This is a genomic window from Prochlorococcus marinus str. MIT 9401 (assembly GCF_000760095.1).
Taxonomy (GTDB): domain Bacteria; phylum Cyanobacteriota; class Cyanobacteriia; order PCC-6307; family Cyanobiaceae; genus Prochlorococcus_A; species Prochlorococcus_A marinus_I.
In genome coordinates, this window is the sequence record NZ_JNAR01000017.1 from 75,415 (window position 1) to 101,286 (window position 25,872).

25 protein-coding genes and 1 tRNA gene are annotated in these 25,872 nt (G+C 31.7%); 12 read left to right on the plus strand and 14 right to left on the minus strand.

The annotated features are described in order from the left end of the window. The first annotated feature begins 97 nt into the window (after window positions 1-97). Complete coding sequence (ndk, locus tag EV01_RS00510; RefSeq protein WP_032516864.1) at window positions 98-556, plus strand: nucleoside-diphosphate kinase; 459 nt, start codon at window positions 98-100, stop codon at window positions 554-556. A 3-nt stretch (window positions 557-559) separates the two neighbouring features. Here ndk and thiO read toward each other — a convergent pair whose 3' ends face one another. Then, complete coding sequence (thiO, locus tag EV01_RS00505) at window positions 560-1,669, minus strand: glycine oxidase ThiO (RefSeq protein WP_032516863.1); 1,110 nt, start codon at window positions 1,667-1,669, stop codon at window positions 560-562. 79 nt (window positions 1,670-1,748) lie between these two features. Between thiO and gatB the strand changes: the two genes are divergently transcribed. Further along, window positions 1,749-3,221 carry an Asp-tRNA(Asn)/Glu-tRNA(Gln) amidotransferase subunit GatB gene (gene gatB, locus EV01_RS00500; RefSeq protein WP_032516877.1) on the plus strand — a complete coding sequence of 491 codons (1,473 nt, stop codon included), beginning with the start codon at window positions 1,749-1,751 and terminating at the stop codon, window positions 3,219-3,221. A 3-nt stretch (window positions 3,222-3,224) separates the two neighbouring features. On the opposite strand, the gene coaE is transcribed toward gatB, so the two are convergent. After that, window positions 3,225-3,842, minus strand: coding sequence for a dephospho-CoA kinase (coaE, locus tag EV01_RS00495; RefSeq protein WP_032516862.1), 618 nt, complete (start codon window positions 3,840-3,842; stop codon window positions 3,225-3,227). A gap of 75 nt (window positions 3,843-3,917) precedes the next feature. Between coaE and argJ the strand changes: the two genes are divergently transcribed. Next, window positions 3,918-5,156 carry a bifunctional glutamate N-acetyltransferase/amino-acid acetyltransferase ArgJ gene (gene argJ / locus EV01_RS00490; protein WP_032516861.1) on the plus strand — a complete coding sequence of 413 codons (1,239 nt, stop codon included), beginning with the start codon at window positions 3,918-3,920 and terminating at the stop codon, window positions 5,154-5,156. A gap of 103 nt (window positions 5,157-5,259) precedes the next feature. Here the strand turns inward: argJ and EV01_RS00485 are convergent, their stop codons facing one another. From EV01_RS00485 to EV01_RS00475, 3 genes are all read right to left on the minus strand, one after another. Beyond that, on the minus strand, window positions 5,260-6,282 hold the full coding sequence (locus EV01_RS00485; RefSeq protein ID WP_032516860.1) for a YadA C-terminal domain-containing protein: 1,023 nt from the start codon (window positions 6,280-6,282) through the stop codon (window positions 5,260-5,262). A gap of 432 nt (window positions 6,283-6,714) precedes the next feature. Then, on the minus strand, window positions 6,715-7,935 hold the full coding sequence (locus EV01_RS00480) for a YadA C-terminal domain-containing protein (protein WP_032516859.1): 1,221 nt from the start codon (window positions 7,933-7,935) through the stop codon (window positions 6,715-6,717). Window positions 7,936-8,390: 455 nt separating this feature from the next. Then, complete coding sequence (locus EV01_RS00475; RefSeq protein WP_032516858.1) at window positions 8,391-9,062, minus strand: ParA family protein; 672 nt, start codon at window positions 9,060-9,062, stop codon at window positions 8,391-8,393. Between the two features lie 150 nt (window positions 9,063-9,212). Between EV01_RS00475 and EV01_RS00470 the strand changes: the two genes are divergently transcribed. Both EV01_RS00470 and EV01_RS00465 read left to right on the plus strand, forming a co-directional pair. After that, window positions 9,213-10,175 (plus strand): aldo/keto reductase, encoded by a 963-nt coding sequence (locus tag EV01_RS00470; RefSeq protein ID WP_032516857.1) that lies wholly within the window; start codon window positions 9,213-9,215, stop codon window positions 10,173-10,175. Window positions 10,176-10,800: 625 nt separating this feature from the next. Beyond that, on the plus strand, window positions 10,801-11,925 hold the full coding sequence (locus tag EV01_RS00465; RefSeq protein ID WP_032516856.1) for a THUMP domain-containing class I SAM-dependent RNA methyltransferase: 1,125 nt from the start codon (window positions 10,801-10,803) through the stop codon (window positions 11,923-11,925). Between the two features lies 1 nt (window position 11,926). Here the strand turns inward: EV01_RS00465 and EV01_RS00460 are convergent, their stop codons facing one another. After that, entirely contained in the window at window positions 11,927-12,313 is a 387-nt protein-coding gene (locus tag EV01_RS00460; protein WP_032516876.1) for a phage holin family protein, read from the minus strand. 1 nt (window position 12,314) lies between these two features. Continuing rightward, on the minus strand, window positions 12,315-12,776 hold the full coding sequence (locus tag EV01_RS00455; RefSeq protein ID WP_032516855.1) for a DUF883 C-terminal domain-containing protein: 462 nt from the start codon (window positions 12,774-12,776) through the stop codon (window positions 12,315-12,317). A 188-nt stretch (window positions 12,777-12,964) separates the two neighbouring features. Here EV01_RS00455 and EV01_RS09555 point away from each other — a divergent pair, with 188 nt between their 5' ends. The 4 genes from EV01_RS09555 to EV01_RS00440 all read left to right on the plus strand — a co-directional run bounded on the left by EV01_RS09555 (window position 12,965) and on the right by EV01_RS00440 (window position 18,304). Further along, window positions 12,965-13,102 carry a hypothetical protein gene (locus EV01_RS09555; protein ID WP_002806908.1) on the plus strand — a complete coding sequence of 46 codons (138 nt, stop codon included), beginning with the start codon at window positions 12,965-12,967 and terminating at the stop codon, window positions 13,100-13,102. A gap of 83 nt (window positions 13,103-13,185) precedes the next feature. Further along, window positions 13,186-13,548: a hypothetical protein gene (locus EV01_RS00450; RefSeq protein ID WP_032516854.1), complete on the plus strand. Its 363-nt coding sequence runs from the start codon at window positions 13,186-13,188 to the stop codon at window positions 13,546-13,548. Window positions 13,549-13,624: 76 nt separating this feature from the next. Then, the gene (gene smc / locus EV01_RS00445; protein ID WP_032516852.1) at window positions 13,625-17,215 is read left to right on the plus strand and encodes a chromosome segregation protein SMC; all 3,591 of its coding nucleotides are present in this window, start codon (window positions 13,625-13,627) and stop codon (window positions 17,213-17,215) included. A gap of 45 nt (window positions 17,216-17,260) precedes the next feature. Then, on the plus strand, window positions 17,261-18,304 hold the full coding sequence (locus tag EV01_RS00440; protein WP_032516851.1) for a PRC-barrel domain-containing protein: 1,044 nt from the start codon (window positions 17,261-17,263) through the stop codon (window positions 18,302-18,304). A gap of 3 nt (window positions 18,305-18,307) precedes the next feature. Here EV01_RS00440 and EV01_RS00435 read toward each other — a convergent pair whose 3' ends face one another. Together EV01_RS00435 and EV01_RS00430 are read right to left on the minus strand one after the other, a co-directional pair. After that, a complete protein-coding gene (locus EV01_RS00435; protein WP_032516850.1) occupies window positions 18,308-19,594 on the minus strand; it encodes a hypothetical protein in 1,287 nt (428 codons plus the stop codon). Window positions 19,595-19,598: 4 nt separating this feature from the next. After that, window positions 19,599-19,680: transfer RNA gene (locus EV01_RS00430), tRNA-Leu, on the minus strand. A gap of 260 nt (window positions 19,681-19,940) precedes the next feature. Between EV01_RS00430 and accC the strand changes: the two genes are divergently transcribed. Beyond that, window positions 19,941-21,287, plus strand: a complete 1,347-nt coding sequence (gene accC / locus EV01_RS00425; protein WP_032516849.1) for an acetyl-CoA carboxylase biotin carboxylase subunit — start codon at window positions 19,941-19,943, stop codon at window positions 21,285-21,287. 18 nt (window positions 21,288-21,305) lie between these two features. On the opposite strand, the gene EV01_RS00420 is transcribed toward accC, so the two are convergent. Continuing rightward, window positions 21,306-21,611, minus strand: coding sequence for a YggT family protein (locus tag EV01_RS00420; RefSeq protein WP_032516875.1), 306 nt, complete (start codon window positions 21,609-21,611; stop codon window positions 21,306-21,308). Window positions 21,612-21,701: 90 nt separating this feature from the next. Here EV01_RS00420 and psbX point away from each other — a divergent pair, with 90 nt between their 5' ends. Both psbX and EV01_RS00410 read left to right on the plus strand, forming a co-directional pair. Beyond that, window positions 21,702-21,887, plus strand: a complete 186-nt coding sequence (gene psbX / locus EV01_RS00415; protein ID WP_025905805.1) for a photosystem II reaction center X protein — start codon at window positions 21,702-21,704, stop codon at window positions 21,885-21,887. A gap of 79 nt (window positions 21,888-21,966) precedes the next feature. Further along, window positions 21,967-22,896 (plus strand): Ycf66 family protein, encoded by a 930-nt coding sequence (locus EV01_RS00410; protein WP_032516848.1) that lies wholly within the window; start codon window positions 21,967-21,969, stop codon window positions 22,894-22,896. Here EV01_RS00410 and EV01_RS00405 read toward each other — a convergent pair whose 3' ends face one another. Genes EV01_RS00405 through EV01_RS00390 form a run of 4 tightly spaced genes read right to left on the minus strand, consistent with a single transcriptional unit; the run spans window position 22,897 to window position 25,872 of the window. Then, window positions 22,897-23,172 carry a chlorophyll a/b-binding protein gene (locus EV01_RS00405; protein WP_032516847.1) on the minus strand — a complete coding sequence of 92 codons (276 nt, stop codon included), beginning with the start codon at window positions 23,170-23,172 and terminating at the stop codon, window positions 22,897-22,899. Window positions 23,173-23,180: 8 nt separating this feature from the next. Beyond that, window positions 23,181-25,163 (minus strand): ABC transporter ATP-binding protein/permease, encoded by a 1,983-nt coding sequence (locus EV01_RS00400; RefSeq protein WP_032516845.1) that lies wholly within the window; start codon window positions 25,161-25,163, stop codon window positions 23,181-23,183. A 42-nt stretch (window positions 25,164-25,205) separates the two neighbouring features. Beyond that, complete coding sequence (locus EV01_RS00395) at window positions 25,206-25,484, minus strand: hypothetical protein (protein ID WP_032516844.1); 279 nt, start codon at window positions 25,482-25,484, stop codon at window positions 25,206-25,208. Between the two features lie 46 nt (window positions 25,485-25,530). Next, window positions 25,531-25,872, minus strand: a complete 342-nt coding sequence (locus tag EV01_RS00390) for a histidine triad nucleotide-binding protein (protein ID WP_032516843.1) — start codon at window positions 25,870-25,872, stop codon at window positions 25,531-25,533.

Here is a 25,872-nt window from a genome sequence, read left to right on the forward strand (position 1 = left end):
TTTTTGAAAATAACTCAAAACATTATCTTTTATTTTAATGATTACTTGCCAAGTTACCACCCAAAAGTTGAATATACATAGAGTGATTATTAACTAAATGACCAAAGACAGAACCTTTATTGCAATTAAACCAGATGGAGTTCAAAGAGGATATGTTTCTGAGATTATTGGCAGATTTGAAAAGAAAGGATTTAAATTGGTTGGATTAAAGCAATTAATTCCTTCAAAAGAACTTGCTCAAAACCATTATGGAGTACATAGAGAAAGACCCTTTTTTGGTGATTTAGTAGACTTTATTTCAAGTGGGCCAGTTGTAGCAATGGTTTGGGAAGGAGAAGGAGTTATTTTGAGTGCTAGAAAACTAATAGGTGCAACAAAACCTCTAGAAGCAGAGCCTGGAACAATTAGAGGAGATTTAGCTATTGATATTGGGAGGAATATTATTCATGGTTCTGATGGAGAAGATACAGCAAAATTTGAAATTGATCTATGGTTTAATGAAGAGGAATTATGTGAGTGGGAAACTTCTGATTCGAAATGGCGATCTGAAAATTAAAATTTAAATAGAAAATCTATCTAAACTAAATTTTTTTAAAAAGCTTTTTTCTATTTCTTTGAGATTTTTATTTTGGACTATTTTTAAAAGAAGATCACTTGTTATTGCAGAAAATAAAACCCCATTTCTGTAATGTCCTGTAGCTATAAAAAGATTTTCAATTTTTGATTTTCCAATTATTGGTTTTAGATCTGGTGTGCAAGGTCTAAATCCCCACCAATGTTCCATTTGTGGCCAATTAATAGCTTCTGGCAATAAGGAGCGAATGCCTTCTTGCAGTTTTTTTATTCCATTAGGAGTATTACCCGGATTAAATTTTGAATCTTTTTCAACTGTCGCTCCAACTATAATAAGTCCATCATCACGGGGAACTAGATAAGTTTTTGGACCAAAAATAATTCTTTTCAAAAAATTTGTTGGACCTTGTATTGATAGCATTTGTCCCTTTACGGGAAAGACTGGAATCTTATTAAAAATTTTTTTACTCCAAGCACCGCTGCATATAATTGCTTTTTCGCAGTTAATTTTTTTTATTTCCCCAGTTGCACATAACACTGTTGCACCTGTAATTTTGTTTTTTTCGAATATCAAATCCTCTACTTCTGATCCCTCTTGAAATTCGACTCCATGCGAGGAGCATGCTCTCTCAAGAGCACGCATCAGTCTTCTTCGGTTATCTATTTGACCATCTTGTTCGAAAAGTAAACCATGTTTCCAAATAGAATTCATTCCATTAATTTCTGTTTGAAGATCTTTGTGATTTAAATATTTTCCATATTCATAAGTGGGAAACTCTTCAAGATCTTCTTTGTTTTTAAAAGGCACTACTATGCCACATTTTTTTAAGCCGCATTTAATATTACTATCTTGTTCAATATTTTTTATCCACTTTGGAATTAGATTTTGACTTTCTTGGCCAAATTTTAGTAATTCATCTTCGAGCCCTTCGGCATGAGTAGCTAACATTCCTGCAGCAACAAATCCAGCTGATTCATTTCTGTTTTTGCTTAAAACTAAAACTTTGAAGTTGTTTTTAGAAAATTCATAAGCAATAGATAAACCTAAAAGTCCACCGCCAATGATTAATATTGAATTTTTGGTTTCTTGATCCATTTAAGAATTAATATTTTTATTTGTGATTTGGTCCTCTTTTCCTTTATATCCAATATTATTAATAAAGAGACTTTTGATAATGAACAATTTGGAATCTTGGGAAGCTGTGATTGGTTTGGAAACTCATGTACAGCTTAATACGAAAAGTAAAATATTCACATCTGCGTCAACAGCTTTTGGCGATGCACCTAATACGCATATAGATCCCGTAGTTTGTGGTTTACCAGGAACTCTTCCCGTTTTGAATGAGACTGTTCTTGAGTATGCTGTAAAAACTTCTTTAGCATTAAATTTAAACGTTGCAGAACATTGTAAATTTGATAGAAAACAATACTTTTATCCTGATCTACCTAAAAATTATCAAATTTCACAATTTGACGAGCCACTAGCTGAAAATGGTTGGTTAGAGGTTGAAATAATTGAAAAGGACAAAGAACCTTATATTAAAAAAATTGGTATAGAAAGGCTCCATATGGAAGAAGACGCAGGAAAACTAGTCCATTCAGGCAGTGATAGATTAGCTGGCTCTAAGTATTCTTTAGTTGATTATAATCGTGCCGGAATAGCACTTTGTGAGATTGTAAGTAAACCAGATATTAGATCAGGTAAAGAGGCATCTGAATATGCCTCAGAGATTAGAAGAACAGTTAGATATCTAGGAGTATCAGACGGAAATATGCAAGAGGGTTCATTACGCTGTGATGTCAATATTTCAGTTAGAAAAGGACCTAATGCTCCTTTTGGTACCAAAGTGGAAATAAAAAATATGAATTCATTTTCTGCAATTCAAAAGGCTTGTGATTATGAAATAGCCAGACAAATAGAAGTTTATGAAAATGGAGGAAAAATTTTGCAAGAAACAAGGTTATGGGATGAAGCTAAGCAATTAACGAAAAGTATGAGATTAAAAGAGGGTAGCAGTGACTATAGATATTTTCCTGATCCTGACTTAGGTCCAGTTGAAATAACAAAAGCCCAACAAGAAATATGGTTTAAAGAACTACCTGAATTACCTTCAAAGAAAAGAAATAAATATGTAAGTCAATTTGGGTTGTCTGCATATGATGCAAGGGTAATTTCTGATGAAATAAGTATGGCAAACTTTTTTGAAGATACAGTAGCAAATGGTGCCGATGCCAAACTAGCTTCAAATTGGGTAACAAGTGATATTGTGGGCTATTTAAAATCAAACAAACTAAGTTTTAGTGAATTAAAGCTTAGCCCTGAAAATCTTGCTGAAATGATTGGTATGATTTCAAAAAATATAATTAGTGGAAAAATTGCAAAAGAAATTTTACCTGAACTTATTAAAAAAAATATTTCTCCGAAAAAATTAGTTGAAGAAAAAGGGTTGGCAATGATATCTGATTCTTCAAGTATTGTACCAATAATTGATGAACTTATACATGAACATCCAAATGAAGTTCAAGCATTTAAAAATGGCAAAACTAAGTTACTTGGTTTTTTTGTTGGTCAACTTATGAAAAGAACAAAAGGTAAAGCTGACCCTAAACTTGCAAATAAACTTCTTATGGAAAAATTAAATAGCTAAATCCTAAAGAAGCTCTTTTATCTTATTGATCCATTTATTTTGATCATCCGAGTTATCTAGAATAATATCTGAAAATTTTCTTTTTTCTTCAAAACTTAATTGAAAATTTATCAATTCATCTGCTTCTTTTTCGCTAATTTTATCTCTTTTGATAAGTCGGTTTTTTTGTAGTTCTTTAGGACATTTAACTAACCATATTTCAGTACAAATATCTTCAAATTTTGCTTCAAACAATAAAGGAATAACCAATACTATAGTTTGATTATTTCTGTATTGACTGCATTCTTCTATCATTCTTTCTTTAATTAAGGGGTGAAGTAGTTTTTCAATCCATTTCTTGCTTGCTAAATTTTTAAAAATAATGTTCCTTAAAAGTTTTCTGTTTATTTCCCTTTCTGAATTGCTCTTATTATCAATAATTTTATTTCCAAAATAATCTAAAATTTTCTTATATCCATATGTGTTTGGTTTGATTAATTCTCTTGAAAAATGATCTGCATCTAATATTGGTATGTTTTTATTTTTTCTAATGTAATTAGTTATGGTTGTCTTCCCACTTGCAATACCTCCTGTTAAACCAATCCTTCTTTGGTTGTTTTTTGATTTTTGAAGAATATTCATATAATAATAATAATCTAATTACTTGGTTTCTTTAGTATTAAAGAGTGGTTAGTATGAATTAAAATACTAAAAAATTTGAGCCGGTTAGATTCCAATTGGTCGTTTGTTGATGACAGTAAGGTAACACCCAAGGGGTTCCTTTTTGCTGGGATATCTGCTGGATTAAAATCTTCCAATAAGAAAGATTTAGCACTTATACTCGCTCCAGAAGGAAGTATTTTTAGCGGGATGTTTACCCAATCTATAGTTCGTGCATCATGTGTGGATATTTGTGAGAAAAGGATAAAAAAAACTTCGGGCTTCCTAAGAGCAATATTAATTAATTCTGGGCAAGCCAATGCATGCACGGGAGATCTTGGTATTAAACATTTTCAAATTGCTACAGGAAAGATTTCTGAACTTTTAGGAATAAAAGAAGAAGAAGTTTTAATGTGCTCAACTGGTGTAATTGGTGTCCCAATACAAATAAATGATTTAGTAAAAAATTTACCTAATTTAGTAAGCGATTTAAAGGTTAATAATTTTCAAAATGCAGCAGAAGCAATTTTAACTACTGATTTGACTTCGAAAAAAGTGTCAATAGAGACGATAATTCAAGGTAGAAAAATAAAAATAGCAGGATTTGCAAAAGGTTCAGGAATGATTTACCCCAATATGGCGACAATGCTTGCCTTTTTAACCTGTGATGCGGGTATTGAAAAGGCAGAATGGGATAAGATGATTTCTATTTCAGTTAAGAGATCTTTTAATGCCATATCAGTTGATGGAGAGACAAGCACAAATGACTCATTTGTTGCAATAAATTCTGGGGAGAAAATCGATAAAAGTTTTTTCCCAATTATCCAAAAAGGGATTGATATTGTGTGCCAAAACTTGGCAAAAAATATTGCAAGAGATGGAGAGGGAGCAAATTGTTTATTAGAAGTTTTGGTTCAAGGAACAAAAAATACTGATGATGCAATTATGGTTGCTAAATCTATTTGTAATTCCTCATTAGTAAAAACTGCGATACATGGCTGTGATCCTAATTGGGGAAGAATCATTTCTGCTGCTGGTAATTCCGGAGTTAAATTTAACTTAGTTGACGTTGATCTTTATATAGGTAACGATCAGATTTTGGGAAAGGGGAAATTAAAAAAATATGATTCGCAGAAAGTAACAAACTATATTAAGAATAGAATGAAAGGAAAATATTTAGTTGATGATATTGTACAAATTGTGATGAATTTAAATTCTGGCAAATCGGAAGGTACTGCTTGGGGATGTGATCTTTCTAAAAAGTATATTGCAATAAATAGCGAATATACGACGTAGAAAACGTGATCTCTGGAAGCACTTGATATGAATATATAAAGTCTCAAAAAGATTACACACCTTTTGAGACTGTGATAATAATGTGATTATTATTTCTACTCAACTAAGGTAGTTTTATAGTCGCTAAATCTTTTGAATTTGTTTCATTAATCGCTATTTTCTCCAGTCTTTCTAATCTTGCTAAAAGTTCTAATTTTTCAGTTTGGAATTTTGTTATTTTTTTATTTAAAATTTTATTTTCACTTTTTAGATCAGTTATTTCATTAGTTAGTTTTTGCTTATCTTTCATACTTATCAGAGAAGGTTTAACAGACTTTCCTAATTTCCAAACAAATCCTGCCCTTGCAGAAAATGTATCTTCGAAATCTCCTGCATAATCTTGACCTGGCATAGTCATTGATGCTGCATAGTTAATAGAAAGTTTTTCATTAACCTTAGAGGCACAACCCCCAGAAAAAGCGAAATCACCACCATGAGTTCCAGTTCCTAACCCACAAGCAAGGGTTGTGTCAGTTGGAACTGCAGGTAATCCAGTTAGAGCAGCGCTTAATGCTCCTACATTATTTATTGATTGTTCTACATCTCTTCCGTTGATAAGTAATTTAGTTCCATTTGTATAGTCAATTGGAATTGGGTTTCCATTAGCATCTTTTGCGTAAACTTTTTGTCTTCCATTCTCTTCTTTTGTTATCCAAGAATTATCTCCAATATGTATTTCTCCATTACTTTTTCTTTTCACGCTAAGTCTTTGATAAACAGAACCACTTGAATTTGTATATGTTGCTTTCCAAGAAGTACCTTCGTTAGTCCATGTATCAGTATCTAAATCATAAGAATGTGTTTCACCATCAGCATTTTCAAGGAAGAACTTACCTGTTTCAGGGTCTACATATGTATTAGTTCCGATTTCCTGTTTACAAGGATTTATTCCTGATTGAGGAAAGCATTTTGTTGTCCTTAATGTTGCTTCCCCAGTGGCAGAATTAACTGTATAAAACTGTAAACCGGTAGAACTAAGAGCATCTGATGCTTTAATTGCCCAATGATCCCAGGTATCTGCTTTTACAGAGTTCCATCCCATTATGAAACTGGAACTGAGAATTCCAATGGTCACAAATTTTTTCATTTTAATTTTATTTTTATTTTATTTTGACAACTTTTTTATTTTCGTTTTTATCTTTTTATTTTTTTTTAATCAATTAAATAAGAATAACTATCCAACAAAAATTTCCTATATATACCTTTGGCATAAATGTGATTATTCTGTGATTAATCCAAAGATCACATAAATTAATCCTAATTATTTCAATGATTTTTATTCAAAATTCTAAAAATGTGATTATTATTTGCCGGACTGTGACTATGGTGTGATTATTTTCTGGCAATTTGCTCAAGTGATATCAATGGATTACAGCAAGGTGAATATACTATTTGCCCTAGGTGGAAATTAATAGCGAACATATTACTTAGCCCTAAATCCATTGTGGCAGATGCGATAACAAGGGTGCTATAAAACAAGATACCACTAAACTACTATTAGCTTTTTTTATATCAATTATTAAAAATTATTTTTTTCGAGTTCTTTATTCAGTGACTTGAAATTAATTTTATTCGATGCTAAATCTTTGGATTGAATACTTCCAAGTGCGACTTTTTCTAATTTTTCTAATCTTGCTAAAAGTTGTTTATTTGTTTCTTCAAGAGTATTAATTTGTGTCTCGAATTCTTTTTTCTCTTTCATACTAATTAGTGTAGGTTTTACTGGTTTTCCCAATTTCCAAACAAATCCTGCTCTAGCAGAAAAAGTATCTTCAAAATCACCAGCATAATCTTGTCCTGGCATAGTCGTTGATGCTGCATAATTAATTGAAAGTTTTTCATTAACTTTAGAAGCACAACCACCAGCAAAGGCAAAATCACCTCCATGGGTACCTGTTCCAAAACCACAGGCGAGAGTAGTATCAGTTGGAACTGTTGGTAGTCCAGTTAAAGCAGCACTTAATGCTCCAACATTATTTATAGATTGTTCTACATCTCTTCCGTTAATTAATAATTTAGTTCCGTTTGTGTAATCAATAGGAATCGGATTTCCTGCAGCATCTTTTGCGTAAACTTTTTGTCTACCACCCTCTTCTTTTGTTATCCATGAGTTCTCACCAATATGAAGTTCATCGCCTACATATTTCACAAGACTCTTACCAGTTGAACCTCCTTGACTAATTCCATCATTATCTATTCTTAGTAATTCATCATCGCCATCTCCTCCTAAAGATACAAATTTTGTATCTGAAGTATCATCACAATCACTATCAGATGATTCACATTTTTTCTCGATAGTGTCATTTAGTTTCTGGATGACACCCATTAAATGTGGTTCTCCACCTTCAGGTAATCCTGTTATGGTTATGTACCCTTCAAATTCATTATTCTCGATATCATATTTTCTATATCTTCTTGGCAAACCACCACTTCTTTGGTTTTCTAAAAAATAAATTTTCCCTTCGCGCTCATCAACGGTAAATTGGCTTGCAGAAAAAGAGACAGTAGTATTATCTGGAAAAACATCTGATTGTAATCTTGTAACAGATCCATCTGAAGATAATTTATATAATCCAAGTGTATTATTGCTACCATCTCTCGCAACTGTTGGATCTTCCGCAACGAAGAATCCCAAATCTGTTGTGTTAGTAGAAATCTCCCCGGAAAAGGATGCTAAAGGTGATAAAAGTATGGTAGAAGTGAAAAGAGAACTAAAAAGTTTTTTTGTGATTTTTTTCATACCATTGAATAATTAAATAAGACTTATCATACAACAAATAGGTATTATTACGCAGTCACAAAAAATACTATTAATTAAAGGGGATTGTATTAGGTTAATTTCTATAATAATAATATTGATCTATACATTTATGTGCCACCAAGATACCACCGTTCAATTTATCAATGGAGTATCAAAGATTAAAATATACTAATATCACCAAGATACCACTAATTTTGAGAGTCTAAGCTTTGTTAAAGCAATGTTTTTAGAGGCATGCGGAAATAAATAAAGAATTTACTAATTAAGTTTGATTAGCTCTATTGGAAGGTAGTCATTTATAAAAAGAAATAGTATTGTTAAAGTTCCAATTACGGAGCCTATAAAACCTCCAAAAAAATTAACTAATAATCCAGATTTTTTAATTGTTGTTTCTTCGTTTTTTTCTTCTTCAAAATCAGGAGAATCAACTACTTTTAAGCGCTGATTGGTTGTTGGTTGTTTAAGTTGTTGGTGTCGGATGAGGGCTTCGAAATCAGGCATGGAATTTGTGAGGCAATTGAACAATAAGCAGACCAGCCCGTCATTCGACGAGGATCTGATCTACCTAAATCGTCTACAGCTTCAAATACAGCATTTCCCGAGGCTTCTGCTTTGTCAAATGCTGAAAGTAAGGGTATAAATGTATCAAAAACATATAAACCAAAATTTTCTAGAGCTGCTTTTGCTTGTTGCGCTGCTTTTTGTTGTCTAAAATCAACTTTTACTATTACTACTGCATGGTTAACTTTTAAGTTACTTAATAAATTAGCTAGTTCAACAGTTAATTCCACTGATCTTGCTTTTGCAGTTGTGGGTAAGATAACTAAGTCTGAACCATACGCTAAGTGTTTGAGTTCTTCTTGATCACTGCTAGCCTGACCATCGGTTATTACAATTTCTGATGATCTTGATGCTTTTGCAGCTGAACTGACGGGGAAAACTGGAAATGGAAGATTGCCTCGTGATGCATATGCTAATGCAGATCTATTCTTGTCAGCGTCGACTATGCAAACTTTTTTTCTTTCAGAATGCCAAACACTAGCTAGGTGAATACTTGTGCAGGTCTTTGCCACCCCTCCTTTTTGTCCGCAAACGGTAATAAACAATTTTTTATTTTTATTTCTCTTACTTTGAAGAATAATTTCTTAATGTCAAGAGAAATTGATTTTTAATGCTTTAAAACTTATTTTTTGAAATATTTTAAAGAAGTTAATGTTTTTAGATAACCTTATAAAGTTCTTTATTTAAATTGGCTAATGAAGAAAAGAATTGGATTAGGTACGTGGTCTTGGGGGAATAAGCTTTTTTGGAATTACCAATCTACAAATGACGATGATTTACTTGAGACATATAATGAAGCGTTACGAAGAGGTTTCGATTTAATTGATACTGCGGATTCTTACGGAACTGGGAATCTTCAGGGTAGAAGTGAATTGTTGATAGGCAAATTTTTACTAAATACGCCTTCAGCAAAGAAAAAAAGAATTCAAGTAGCAACCAAACTTGCACCTTATCCATGGAGAATAGGTAACAGAGGTTTTAATAAACCTTTTTTGAAAAGTTTAGAAAGACTTAATAACAAATTAGATATAGTGCAATTACATTGGTCAACTGCAAAATACAATCCTTGGCAGGAATTTGGGCTGTTGAATAATCTTTGCGATTTAAAAGATGAAGGCTTTGATTTTCAAATAGGCTTATCAAATATAGGTCCTAAAAGATTAATGAAATTAATTAATTTCTTGGCAAAAAGAAATCAGAGCCTAAGGAGTGTCCAGATACAGTTTTCTTTGCTTGCTCCCGATTTAGGAAAACAATATCAAGTAAAAAAAATTTGCGAAGAAAATAATATTGATTTCTTTGCTTATAGTCCTTTGTCCTTTGGAATACTCTGTATTGATCCAGATAAAAAAGAAAATAAAGAAAAAAGTTTTATTCGTAATGTATTATTTGAAAACTATAAAAAACCAACATATGAATTGCGGAGATGTTTAAAAAGAATTGCAAATAAAAGATCAGTTTCCCAAGCGCAAGTAGCAATTAATTGGTGTTGTTATCAAGGCGCTATTCCACTCGTTGGAATGCGAACAAAATCTCAAGTTATAGATGTATCCAATGTATTCAAGTGGAATTTAAATAAAAGTGAATTTAATGAACTTCAGGAATTTTCAAAAAAATGTTTAAAAAAAATGCCTAAAAATCCTTTTTCAAGTATTTAATAAAATTTTTAGCTAGATATCTTTTTATTTTTTTTCATTTGAAAACTATTATTCCATAGTTCAGTGGGAAATTTTTTGCCAGTGAATCTAATAACTTTAGGTTTCAGATTTATTATCAATTCATCTAGGTTTTTATTTGGTTCCATTTTGCAGGTTTTGGGTTTCTAATAAGATAAATTAATTCACAATCAATCTTCTCAGTATTTATACTCATAAAATTAAAAAATTTTTTTTTAATACAAGCAACTGCAGCAATGTTTACACATCAATAAATTATCTACTACAACTTTTTATTTATTTAAAAAAGTGGAGTCCTTCCAGACTCCGAGCATCATTTGGTTGATAAGGCTGATATGACCCCATCTCCTTAAGGATCAAGCAGCAACTGGTGCTGTTTGACGGGAGAAACTAACGATTTTGTTAGCATTTGTGTTTTTGCTCTAACCGAGCCGGCTTCAGTCACCTTCCTTATGCCCCGTCGAAACCATTACAACCCCAAATAGTGGAGTTGAGCGGAATCGAACCGCTGTCCGAAACATCGGTTGAGATCACCTAGTCCAATTGGACATTTATATTCTGACAGGCAAAATGAGTATTGAATAGTTTTTTTAAGTTTTTATCGTATATGAATGTAGTGGCATCAACTCCAGAGGGACTAGAGAAATATTTAGCTAAAGAAATTTCAAATTTAGGTGGCTTTAATATTAATACTTATAAAAGATTCATTAATTTTGAATGTGATTTTGAAACTTTTTATAGAGTTCATTTTTATTCCAGATTAGCTTTTCGTTTTTATAGAGAAATTTCCAGTTTTAATTGCTATGACAAGCAATCTTTATATGAAGGGGTTAGGGATTCATTTGATTGGTTAAATTGGTTGCACTATGAAAAAACGTTTAATGTTCAAGTCACTGGCAGAACATCTTCCTTAAGTCATTCACATTTTACTGCTCTTGAAGTTAAAAATTCTATAACTGATTTGCAAAAGGATGTTTGGAATAAAAGATCAAATATTTCTTTAGAAAATCCTGATTTTATCATTCATCTTCATTTAAATAATAATAAAGCAATTATTAGTCTTCAAAGCAGTGTGGAAAGCTTACATAAAAGAGGCTATAGACCAGCAGTTGGAAATGCCCCATTAAAAGAAAATTTAGCTTCTGGATTGATAAATATGACTCAATGGAATGGCAAAGTCCCTTTAATTGATTTTATGTGTGGCTCAGGAACTTTTTTAATTGAGGCAGTTAACCAATTTCTTGAAGTTCCCATAAATATTGAACAAGAATATCTTTTTGAGAATTGGTTGGACTTTAAGAGGGATATTTATCTTAATGAAAAAAATAAGGCAAAAAGTAAAATTATAAATTATGAAAAATTACCAAAAATAATAGGGTGTGAAATTAATAAAAAGGTTTTTGAACAGGCAGAAGTAAATATATCATTGGCTGGACTCGAAAATTATATTGAACTTATAAATAATGATTTTTTAGAACTCAATTTAAAATGTATACCTGGGATCATTTTGTGTAATCCTCCATACGGCAAAAAATTGGGAGATGAAAATGAATTGATTTGTTTGTATGAACAAATGGGAGTCTTCCTAAAGAATAATTTTTCAGGTTGGGAATTTTGGCTGCTAAGTGGAAATCCAAAACTAACAAAATATTTGAAAATGAAATCTTCATTGAAAATTCCCGTTAGCAATGGGGGAATAGATTGTAGATGGATAAAGTATTTAATAAGGTAACTTATTTTTTGCCTAAAACGGCTTTTGTTGTTTTGCCTAAACCCTCTAAAGTTTGTGGAAGATAAGGTCCTTTGGCTAATTTTCCTCCAAGCTTCAAACTTAAGCCTGCAAGAAATAAATCGATAAATATTATGAGTAATAAATTATATTCAATATTCCAGCTATAATATTTCGATAGAAAAAGATAAAAAATAATATGTAAGCAGATTAGTACTAATAATAATAATGTGCTGCCAATTGCCAAAAATATTCCACCACTTATTAATCTTCTTTTTTCTCTATCTACTTCTTGAAGAGCTATTCTTACATGCAAATCCATCACTGAACTTGCGATCGCTGAAATTCTGGAGGCGGTATTTGAAAAGCTTTTATTTTTTGGTTTTTCCATATTATTTTCTTCCACTGTTAAGGATACTTCCAATAAGTAAACCAATACCAGCTGCAATAGCAATAGATAATAGTGGTTTTTTTCTTATTGGATTTTCTATTTTTGGTCTAAGTGTATTGTTAAGTTCTTCTAATAATTCTTCTAATTGACTTTCGATAGGTTCAATTTTTTCTGATATTTCCCATTTGTTTTCTTTTATTGAATCAATGATTTCAAATAGTTGGCTTTTTATTCCAATTACTGGGGTTCCACTATGGCTAGCTATTACTTCAACTAAATCATCAATACTCCCTTTTGTCGCTTCAAGGGTTTGTTGTGCAATGTTAGGCCATTTTTCTTTTATTAAAGGTATTAAACTGTCAATTTTTTCAAGTAACCATTTTTCTGAAATAACTTCTTTTTCAGGAAGATCAGAGTTATTTTCTTTGTCTTCTATTTCTTTGGGAGGATGGTAAGTCTCCATTATTCGAACTTATTTATTTTAAGATTAGACCCTATTTTCTTAATTTGGAACCCTTATCTAAAGAATTGTTCGATTTATATAGAATAAAAACATATAAAAGTTTATTTACATTTTATTTATCTACTCTATTCTGCAAGAAGGTTTTGTTAAGCTATTACTGAATTTATTAAATAAGTTTAAATTTCATCATGGATATTACATTTGCATCATTAATTTTTGCATCTCGCACAATCCCTACAGATTTTGGATTAGTAGCTGCAGCTATTGCTGGAGCTGGAAGTTTGCTCTTCATTGCTTTAAGATTTGTTCCTGATGCAAGTAATTAAATAAAAGGGACCATCTTTAATAAAATATATCTTTAGCTCAAATTCGTTTTGAAAATAAATTCGATTTATTTATCAATTAGATTATGAATAAATGGGTTTTGTTGGAACATAAAGTTTATTCTGCTAACTCTTTCGATATTCATTATGATTTTCTTGTTGAAAATGGCATAGATTGTTTAACTTGGAAATTATTAAAACTTCCTTTATTAAATCAAGCCTCTATAGAAATTATTAGGCAGCCAAATCATAGACTTATATGGTTATCCAGATTAGATCATGAACTTTCTGATAATAGAGGGTTTGTAAAAAGAATTGATCATGGAATATTTAAAAGTGTTCATGATAAATTGGAATCGGAATATTATCGATTCATTTTGGATGGTGAACTTCTTTATGGTTTGTTTGAAATTTCGGGTAATTTTTGCAGATTGAGCAAAAATTATTAATACTCATTTATAAATAAACGTAATATTTCTATTGAGAATTTTTGCAAATTAGTTATTCTTATTTAGCTATTGAGACTTGAGATTGGTACATATCAATCAGGTCGAATTTGAAAATTTTAAATCTTTTGGGGGAAATGTAAAAATTCCTCTTGAAGAAGGTTTTACAGTGGTTACGGGTCCTAACGGTTCTGGGAAAAGTAATATTTTAGACGGAATTTTGTTCTGTTTAGGTCTGGCTAATAGTAGAGGGATGAGGGCTGAAAGATTACCAGATTTAATAAATAACTCCAAAGTTAAAGAGGGTAAAGCTTCAGAAACATTTGTATCGGTGAGATTTAATATTCAAGATTGGTCTCCCAGAGAGGACCTTCCGCCTTTGGAATTAGAAGAAGAAGAAATTGCCCTTAATAAAGGTCAAAAAGAATGGCTAGTTTCTAGAAAATTAAGGCTTATGCCAGGTGGTTCTTATGCTTCTACTTATACTTCTGATGGAAAACAATGTACCTTACAACAAATACAGAGAATATTAAGAGATATTAGTGTTGATCCTGAGGGCAGCAATGTAGTCATGCAGGGTGATGTAACAAGAATAGTATCAATGAATAATAAGGAGAGGAGGAATCTTATTGATGAATTAGCAGGAGTAGCACTTTTTGATACAAGAATAGAACAAACTAATGCAAAATTAAATGATGTATTCGAAAGACAAGAAAGATGTGAAATTTTAGAAAATGAATTGCAATCTAGTAAAAATAAGCTTGAAAAAGAATGTGAAAAAGCAAAGCGATATAAAGAGTTAAAGGCAAAACTATTACAAATAACAGAATTAGAGAAAGTTCTTATTTTTGATAAACAAGTTAAGCATGTTGAATCTATAGAAAAAAAGGAAAGTGAAATTGAAAAAAATAAAATTTTATTTAATAAACAAAAAGAATCTATTAGTAAAGAAATATCAGTCTTAGAAGATGCCTTGAAAATACTTGTTGATGAGCTTAAGGATAAAGGAGAAGATAAATTGATAAAAGTGAATTCTGATATTGGAAGTATTAATTCGAGCTTGAGAGAACTTGATAGGATATCAAGTCTTAATAAAGAAGAGGGTATTAAATTACAAAAGCAGAGAGATGAAATTGCAGTTTCTAAGAGGAATATCGAGTCAGAAAAGATGAGGCAAGAAAATTTCGATGATAATTTTTTAAATCAATTGAATTTGCAAATTGATGATCTCACTTTAAAACACAAACTATCCAGAAAAAAACTTTCTGATGCGGCTGGTGAATCTGGAGAATTCTCAAAACAAAGTATTAAATTAAATGCTGAGCTCGAAAGTATAAAAAATCAAATTAATCCTTTGGAAATCAAAAAAAGGAAAATTGAAGAAGAGACTATTCAAAATAATATTCAAAAAGATGAGATATTGTCTCAGATCGACTCCTTAAACTTAGAAAAGCAGAAACTGTTTGAGGGAAATCAAAGAAAAAAAGAGACATCCGATATAAATAATAAAAACTTGGCAAGTAATCGCGAAGAAATTAATTCTTTAAAAAATGAAATTGATTTATTAATTAAAACTAAATCAAGGCTAAATATCGAGCAATTAAGGCTTGAAAAGGATTTATCTAGATTCGAAAGCAGAAAGGAAGCTTTAAACGAATCTAGAGGTTCATATGCTCTCAGAATTCTCTTAGAAGCAGGGTTAGAGGGTATACATGGTTATGTAGCTCAACTTGGAGAGGTCAGTGAGAAAAATAGATATGCATTAGAAATTGCTGCTGGAAATAGATTAGGACAAATTGTTGTTGATAATGATCATATTGCTGCTAAAGCAATTGAAATTCTTAAAAAAAAGAAAGCGGGAAGATTAACTTTTTTACCTTTAAATCGAATTAAAATTCAAAAAAAGAATTATGCAATTTCAAGATTTGAAAATAACAGGGAGAATGGATTTATTGATAAAGCTATTAATCTAATTATTTTTGATGAAGTCTATTCAGATGTTTTTCGGTATGTTTTTGGAGATACTTTGGTTTTTTCAGACTTATCCTCTGCTAGGTTATCTACACAAAAAAATAGGTTAGTTACCCTAAGTGGTGAATTATTAGAAGCAAGTGGTGCTATTACAGGAGGCAGTAAGCTAAATAAAGATTTGGCTTATAGGTTTGGAATTAACAATGATATTGATGATTCCAGTCCTGTAAAAGAAAGATTATTAGTTATCGAAGAAGCTTTAAAAGAGTCAAATAATGATTTGATAATAAAAAACAACATACTTAGTAAATTAAATTCTAACCGCAATCAAATAATTGAGAATTGTGCTTCATTTAATAAAGAAATTGAGGTCAATCAAGATTCTCTTAAGGTTGTCTCGCAAAGAATTGATGATTGTAAATCGAGATTAAATAAACTTGATAATGCTAATAATTTATTAGTTAAGGAGTTGAATGATTTAAAAAATGAATTAAAGCCTTATTATGATAAGTCTAATCAATTACAAACCATTCAAAAGGCAAATTATGAAAAAAATCAAAAATCCTCATTAATAGCTTTTAATAACGATTTTAATAATCTTGATAAAAAACTTGAATTACTTATTCAGGAGAGAGATACATTAATAGATAAAAAGAATCAATTTGCTTTAAATAAAGAGCGCATCGATAATTCATTGAAAATTACTTTGCTGCAAGAAAAAAACTTGCAGAAATCTATTAAACAACTCGCAATTGCTCATAGTGAATGGATAGAAAAAAGAGATGAATTTAAAAAAGAGCTTTTAGATCTCAATAATCAAAAAAATTCCCTTGAAAAGAATTTAGGTTTATTGAGAAGGAAAAGAGATGAATTAAACTCTTCAATTTCAAATAAAAGGCAAGAATATAATAACTATCTGTTGAAGCTTGAATATCTTGAAAGGGATATGCATTCTCTTAAAGAAGAGATGAGGAGCGAGAAAATAAAATTAGAAAATTATAAAAAAGATCTACCGAATCCTTCTCCGAAGTTTGGAGAATATGAAGGGAAGAGTCTTGAATCTTTGCAATCAGAAATTTCGATCATAAATACAAAATTACAAAGTTTAGAACCTGTTAATATGTTGGCTCTTGATGAACTAGAAGAACTAATTGAGAGATTAAATGGTTTGCGGGAAAAATTAGAAATTCTATCTAATGAAAGATCTGAATTATTGCTGAGAATAGAGACTGTATCTACGATGCGTCAGGAGGCTTTTATGCAAGCATTTAAAGAAGTTGATAGACATTTTAGAGAAATTTTTGCAAATTTGTCTGATGGTGATGGATTTCTTCAACTTGAAAATCCTAATTTTCCTTTAGAAGGAGGGTTAACTTTAGTGGCTCATCCTAAGGGAAAAAATGTTAGAAGATTAGCCTCTATGTCAGGTGGTGAAAAATCTTTAACTGCTTTAAGTTTTTTATTTGCTTTGCAAAAGTATAAACCTTCTCCTTTTTATGCTTTAGATGAGGTTGATAGTTTTTTAGATGGTATTAATGTTGAAAGGTTGTCAAAACTAATATCAGATCAGTCATCAAATGCTCAATTTATAGTCGTAAGTCATAGAAGGCCTATGATTAGTGCGTCTGAACGAACAATTGGGGTTGCGCAAGCAAGAGGTGCTAACACTCAAGTTCTTGGGTTACCAAATGCTGCATAAACACACTTTTTTAAATTTATACGTCAGAATGATAAAAAGAAATTTATGAGCTTGTCTAACACATCTGCTAATAAGAATCTCCCTAATTCAGTTCCAAGTGAACGTTTATGGTTAAGATCAGAATTAATGGGAACACAAGTTATAACTACTGATACTGGTAGGCGGCTAGGCGTAGTTGGCGAAGTTGTTGTTGATATCGATAGAAGAGAAGTGGTCGCTTTAGGACTCAGAGATAATCCACTTACAAGATTTTTACCAGGTTTGCCAAAATGGATGCCTTTAGAAAGTATAAAGCAAGTTGGAGATGTCATATTAGTTGACTCACTAGATTCTTTGAGTGAGAGTTTTTCTCCAGAAAGATATGGGAAGGTAATTAATTGTCAAGTGATTACAGAGTCTGGACAACTTTTAGGAAGAGTTCTTGGCTTTTCTTTTGATATTGAGACTGGGAATTTGATATCTCTTGTTATGGGTGCTGTTGGTGTTCCGCTTTTAGGAGAGGGAGTTTTAAGTACTTGGGAAATACCTGTTGAGGAAATTGTAAGTAGTGGCACTGATAGGATTATTGTTTATGAAGGTGCGGAAGAGAAATTGAAGCAACTAAGTAGTGGACTACTTGAGAAACTTGGAGTCGGTGGTTCTACATGGGATGAAAGGGAAGCAAATGGATACTCAGCAAATCTTGTACCTGTTGAGAATCAGTTACTTTCAGGTTCTGAATCAGAACAGCAAAACAATTTGGTTGAGGAATATGAAGAAGTTGTTGAACAAGATGATTATGAAGATGATTATGAAGATGAACTTGAATATGTTGAAATAAAGGCTTCTGCAGAGGAAACAAATAACAGAAAAAAGCTATACATGGATAATGATTATTTTGATCAGATTGAGAATCAAAAAAGTGATAATCAAATAGATGAAAAAAACAATATTGAGTTTAAGCAAAAGAAACAATCAACTACTAATTTAGCTTCAAAAAGACCAATTCAAAATGCAACTGAAACTCTAGATATTGAACCAATAGATGATCAAAATTCATTTCTTGATAATAAAAAATCAGAAAAGTTTGAAATTGATGATCCCTGGTAATTCTTAAAGTCTTTTTATTGAATTAACAATTATAGAAGCAAGTTTTTTGGCAGCACCTTTATCGCCTCTTTCTTTGTGTAGCTTATCCCTAATACTTTTTAATTGATCTCTATTTTTAATAAGAAATAATACTTCTTTTGCAATTTTTCTTGGCGAAATATTACCTATCCTTTCAGGGACAATCATTCTTTTAGCTTTAATATTAGGCCAAGCAAAAAACTTCTTTTTTTTAAAATAAAAATTTTTAATTATAAAAGTTAGGAATCTATTTATGAATGAAATTTTTCCAACTACTCCAAAAATACCATCCCAGGCATTCATCATATTTAAATGTTGAGTTGGTAGAACAACTAACATTGGAAGAGAAATTGCTGCTAATTCTGCAGTATTTGCTCCTACAGTTGTAATTGCAAGGTCACATTCTTTTAGTATTTCATAGCAAGGATGTTTCTTGATTAGATAAATCTTTGTATTTTTTGATGTTTCAATTACATAATCAAAACGAGAGTCTTTGAAGTTTTTAATTGTTTTGATTTTTGATGAGTAATATTTCGCAATTGGATTTTTGTTGCTTTGAAAAAATAAATATTCACTTTTATCAGTAGTTGGGGCAATGGGAATTATAAAATTTATATTTTGATTTTCTTCAGCGATATGATCTGCAACTTCTAAGAAGAAAGGAATTCCAATAGAAAGCTTTGCTTTCTTCGAACCAGGTAACAATGCTATGTAATGTTTTTCTTTATTTTTAAATGATATTTCGCTATTAAGTTTGATATCTGCCATCAAATCGCCAATTACTTTACATTTATATTTATATCTTTTAGGTATAAACTCTTTTACTTTCACATTCATAGCAGCAATTTCGTTAGTCCATTGAGGCCATCGCGAAACCCATTCAGCATAAGTGATATTTAAATAACCTAATCTTTTAGCTAATAAAATGCTCCATAATTGATCCCCACCAAGGAAAATAACTACCCCTTTTTTTGGCCAATTAGCAAAAGAATGTGGTTTTATTAATAATTTCCAAAAACTTTTGGATTTTGTAATTAATTCGAATTTATTCCATGAATTTGCAACTAAAAATTCTTTACCAGTGGAATTTGGGCAAGGGACAAGGACTAATCTAAGAATGAAATCTTGTTTATCGTAATCATATAGTGATTTTTTTATTTTGTTGAGCTCATCCACTACAGGATTTACCCATGTAGTTAATTCACCAGGTCCATTGGAAATTATAACTACTGCAACTGTTTGTTTTTTCATTGCAGTTAAAGCAGAATACATTAAATGCGGACGGCGAGACTTGAACTCGCAAGGCCGAAGCCACACGCTCCTTAGACGTGCGCGTCTACCAATTCCGCCACGTCCGCAAAGGGTTTTCAGCAACCAGGGGCTACTTAAACATTAAAAATATAATACATTATTGACTGAAATAAGCATGTAGTTCTAGAAGAGTATTTTTGAATGTAATGAATAATTTTTCTATTGCATAAAACAAATATTTTTACATATATAACGTTTTAGGCTGTATTGTAAAAAATGTCCTCTGATCAGTAAAAAATTTTGTTGAATACTTTGGCAAATCTTTTTTTATTTTAAGTCATTTCATTTCTTCAATTTAATTTTCATAATGGTTGAAAAAGTTTTAATTGCTAATCGTGGAGAAATAGCTTTACGAATTGTCAGAAGTTGTAGAGAACTAGGTATTGCAACCGTTGCAGTTTTTAGTACTGTAGATAAAAAAGCATTGCATGTTCAGCTTGCTGATGAAGCGGTTTGCGTTGGAGACTCGTTAAGTAATAAGAGTTATTTAAATATTCCAAATATACTTGCTGCTGCTACATCGAGAGGAGTTGATGCAATTCATCCTGGTTATGGATTTCTTGCGGAAAATGATAAATTTGCTGAGATGTGCAACGATCATGGCATAGTTTTTATTGGCCCATCTCCTAAAGCTATTAGATCTATGGGAGATAAATCTACAGCTAAAGAAACTATGGAAGCAGTTGGAGTCCCAACAGTACCTGGTAGTAAAGGCTTGTTATCAAATGTTGATGAGGCTTACAAATTGGCAGATGATATTGGCTATCCGGTAATTATTAAAGCTACTGCTGGAGGAGGTGGAAGAGGTATGAGGTTGGTTGAAAACTCTGATAATCTCGAAAAAATGTTTAAAGCAGCTCAAGGCGAAGCAGAAGCAGCTTTTGGTAATGATGGTTTATATATGGAGAAATTTATAAAGAAGCCAAGACATGTAGAAATTCAAATTTTGGCTGACAGGTCGGGTAATGTTGTTCATTTAGGAGAGCGAGATTGTTCAGTTCAAAGAAGACATCAGAAGTTGCTAGAAGAATCTCCTAGTCCTGCAATTAACACTGAGCTAAGAAAAAAAATGGGGAACGCAGCTATTGCTGCTGCAAAAAGTATCGGCTACGAAGGAGCGGGGACAGTTGAATTTTTAGTAGATGATGATAATTTTTATTTTATGGAGATGAATACTAGGATTCAAGTTGAACATCCTGTTACTGAAATGGTTACAGGAGTTGATTTAATAGCTGAGCAAATTAAAATCGCAAGCGGCGCAAATTTGGAATTTAATCAGGATGATATCCATTTAAACGGTCATGCCATTGAATGTAGAATTAATGCTGAAGATCCTTCTCACAATTTCCGGCCATCACCTGGAAAAATAACTGGGTGGCTTCCTCCTGGCGGCCCTGGTGTAAGGGTGGATAGTCATGTTTATACAGGATATGAAATACCTCCTTTCTATGACTCATTAATTGGTAAATTAATAGTCTGGGGAAAAGATCGTAATACTGCAATTAAACGTATGAACAGGGCTTTAAATGAATGTGCAGTAACTGGTATTCCTACAACAATTAACTTTCATCTAACCTTACTGAATAAATCTAAATTTAAGCAGGGTAAGATACATACTAAATATGTAGAAGAAGAATTACTGCCAAATTACTGAGAAATAATTAAATGATTTCTATGAAATATTTGTATGCAATGCAAGTTTAATAAGCCCTTGCTGACCGACTAAAATTTCTCTTAAAAAGCTTATAACTCCGATCCAAATTACGGGTCCAACATCAACGCCTCCAATAGGAGGAATTAGTTTTCTTGTTAAATTTAGAACAGAGCTTGATGGTATTGAAATTAATAACCATAAACCTTTACTTAAATCAATTTTTGGGTACCAAGTAAGTATTAATCTTATTAGAAAAACTATAGTTAGATATGAAAGAGAAATTCCTAAACTAATATCTAAAATTTGAAGAAAGTGTACAAGCAAGGAAATCACAATTATTTAATTCATCTTAATAAATAACCCATTGAAACGTATTTAATTCGTATTATAAATTGAGAATTTAATATTTAAAAAGTGTTTCAAATCTCAAATTTATTACTAGCCGCAGATTTTTCTGCTGAAGTTGCAAATAATTCCGCAGTTGGAATGATAGGTAGTTTTATTGCCGCTGCCTTACTTATTGTTATTCCAGCAACTGCATTTTTGATTTTTGTCAGCCAGAAAGATTCCCTCGATCGTACTTCTACTGGAAGACGCTAGTTTTTGTAGAAGTTTTAAGTACACTATATATAGGGGGATATAAGTAACCCTTTTAAAAAATAAATTTTGGAGAAAGAATGTGGTCAATGCTAGTCTCAATTGGGCCAGTATTGTTGGTATTGTCCTCGCGGTATGTGGAGGAGGCCTTTATTTTTTGAGGTCCTTTAAGCCTGCCTTGGCGAGGGATTATGATGTTTTCTTCGCAGCAATTGGGCTTTTGTGCGGAGGAATATTATTTTTTCAAGGCTGGAGGTTAGATCCTATCCTTCAGTTTGGTCAGTTTTTATTAGCTGGAACTACAGTTTTTTTCGCATATGAAAGTGTGCGTTTGAGGGGAGTTGCTACTGATCAAGCTAGAAGATCATCTTATTTTGATGATGATCCTATTTCTGATGTTCCCAGAAATTCTAGAGGCCGATTTAATGATGATTATGATAGGTTTGCAGAACCTGAAAGACCATCCAGAAGATTTAAACCTCAAGAAGATGAATTTGAAGAAGACTATGCGGAGGGCAGATCTCGTAGGAGGAATGTTTCAAGAGCTATACCCTCTGCTGCAGCAAGTAGAAGTAGGCCATCTACAAGGGAAATAAGTCAGTTTGAAAATGACGAACCTGTAAGGAGAAGAAGACAGACTTCTGAAGATAGAAATAGTAAACAACCAAAAACAAATAATTTTGGTGAGAGAAGAAATTTATCTCGTGATGAAGTTAAAACAGGGTCAAGACCCAGAATGAATCGTACAGTTTCTAGACGAGATAATACCTCTACTCCTGATGATTCTTCTCCATTACGAAAGAAACCTAATAGATCCCCTATTAGGCAGCAAACTTCAACAACTCAAGTAGAAGATGCTTTATTTAAAGATGCTAATCAAGCAAAAAAACCACGTGAGACTCGTAGAGTAAGCTCTTCAGCTAGATCAAGTGTAAAAAATCAAAATAGTAGATATAACGTTGGAACAAACAAGAAGAAACCAAGAGATAACAGTTCTAGATTTGATGATTAATTATAAGATTCCTGCCCATTTTAAAAAGGATTGTTTACTAAATAATTCAATCAATATTATTGCAAGGAAGCCAATCATTGCGAATCTGCCATTAGTTATTTCAGAATAACTGCTCCATCCAAACTTATATTCATCCTTAATTTCAATAGATTTTTTATCTAATTTATTGTCTCCAATTTGTTCATTGATGTAATTTGGATCTTTCTGCTGTTCTATCAAACTCTCATTCTCTACATTAGTTGCTTCTGAATTTGTTTGCTCTTCTTTAGAATTCATTTTTTTTGTTAATCCTTAAAATTATACTTATCAGAAGTCAATAATTTCCAGTCTCCTTGTCCATTTAATTCTAAAATATTCTCGTGAAAATCTTTTAAACTAGGCCTATGTCCTACGCTTATAAGAGAAAGTTCTCGTTCTTTTAGTAAACTATATAGTTTTTTTTCAGTGTTAATATCTAAAGCACTTGTTGCTTCATCAAGTACTGCAAATCTTGGAGAATTTAGTAAGAGTCTCGCAAAAGCTAATCTTTGTTGCTCGCCCAGGGAAAGAATTCGTGGCCAATCTTGTTTGATATCAAGATTAGGATACCGATCTACTAAGGTTTTTAAATTTACTTCATGAAGTACAGAAGTAAGGTGTTCATCAGTAAACTTCTTAACTTCTGTGGGATAACATAATTGTTCCCTTAAAGAACCAAGTAACATATATGGTTTTTGAGGTATGAATAATAATTCCCCAATTTTTGGTTTTTTAATTACTCCCTGATCGGGTTCCCATAAACCACTAATCATTCTTAGTAAAGATGTTTTTCCGCACCCAGATGGTCCTACAACCAAAAGTGATTGGTTATTGTCGATGCTCAAATTTAAATTTTTAATTATTGTTTTATTTGATCCTGGTGGGCAAAGGTCAGCATTATTGATAAGAATTGAGGGGTAATCTGAAATAACGTTTTGATTGCTTGTCGGGTTGGTTTGACTAATGGATTCAACTTTTGATTGGAATCCTTCTAATCTGCCAATACCAGCAGTAAATTTTGCGAGTTCTTCGATTTGATTAACAATGAAAAATAACGAACCTTCAACCATTCCAAATGCAAAACTTGCCTGAATAAAGCGTCCATAATCAATATCACCTTTAAAGTAAGGGATTGCCATTATTAAATATGGAAAGAAATTTCCAGCATAATTAATGGATCTTCTCATGACGTCTATTATTACTCTCCATATAATCAGTAAATTAAAGTTTCTCACTACTTCTCCTAAGCGTCTTTCAGTTTCACTTCGCTCAGGATTCTCCCCAGAGTAAAAGGCTATTGATTCAGCATTATCTCTAATATGTACTAAGCCATATCGAAAGTCTGCTTCATATCTGAGTTGATCAAAGTCAATCTTTACAAGATTTTTCCCAGCAATTAAAAGGATAGAAGTTGCAAATGCAGCGTAACCAAATAAAGAAAAAGTAAGTGTTGTACTAATACTCCATAAAATAAGAATATTAAGTGAAAATGTTAGTAGGGCATCAAAAATACCTAATGTGAACGAGAGACTTTGCCCGGTAAAAGCTCGGGTATCATCTGTGATTCTTTGATCAGGATTATCTACATCGGTTTGTTCTTCATCATTGGGATTTAATTGGTAATAAGCTTTATTAGTCATGTAATCTTTGACTAAACTTTTTGAAAGCCATTCTCTCCAAATTATTCCTAACTTATATGTAAAAAATATTTGGGAAACACGTATTGGTAGTGCCACAGCAAAACAACAAGCGTAAATCCCCAATATCCGATAAAACCCATCTTCTTGTTTTTCTACTAAAGCATTTGTTAAATCTCTCGCAATGAATCCAATACCTGCGTTTATTCCGTTTACAGCTAAAAGCATTAATACAATTATCGCAAGGAATAACCAATGTAACCATCTACGGTTTTTTAATTGACGTCTTAAGCTAAAAAAGCTTCCTGATCCAATTAGAAATAATGCAGAGAAAAGCAATCCCCAGCTACCAGCCCATATTGAATTGACAGTACTTACTACACCTCCGAAATACTTTTCAAGAAAAATTGGTTGAAAGCTTTCAAAAAAACTTATTATTCCTGTAAGACCAACAAGTACTACTCCACCAACGCAGAATAAAAGAGAAATCAAAAGCCATATGAATTGAAATCCATTACATTGGTCTATCGGAAGAAAAAATGGCTGAGATAACTTCCTTAATTTTTGTAATTGGTACAGTATTTTGGATTTATTATTAACTGCTTTATTCATCACTCGACAAGTTTTATAAAGTAAATTATAACTTTTAGCAGTCTATTGACCAAAGCCAATAAATGAAAGTGCCCAGTCAGGTAAATTTAAGTAATTCAAAATTGTTATGTCAAATTGGTGAACTTTTGGAGAAGATTTATCTAATACCCACCATAAAAGAAAAGGTAGATTAAATAAAATTTGTAATTGCCATTTATAAGTTAAAACTCTCCAAATTTTAATTAACTTAGATTTAAGTGAATCGTCTAGCTCTTCCCAATTTTTTGATATTAAATTGAAAAAATTTTTGGAATCTGTATTTAAGGAATCGGGTGTATTCATTTTGTTTTTATTTATTTATAACCCATAAACATTTCTTTCGAGAGTTTTAACCTGGGGGCCAATTCATTTTTCTTCCAGATAAAAAATGAATATGTAAATGAAAAACTGTTTGTCCTGATTCTGCTCCAGTATTAATTACTGTTCTCCAATTAGTTAAATTTTTTGATTTAGCTACTTTGCTACCAACAAAAAGTAAATGCCCTAGTAAATTTGTATCTTCTTCAATACAATCTAATAAACTAATAATTTGCTTTTTTGGAATCACTAGAAAATGGACTGGCGCTTGCGCTTGGATATCATTAAAAGCAATACAAAACTCATCTTCATAAAGCTTATCGCAAGGTATTTCTTCATTAATTATTTTTTGAAATATTGTAGTTTCAGTCAT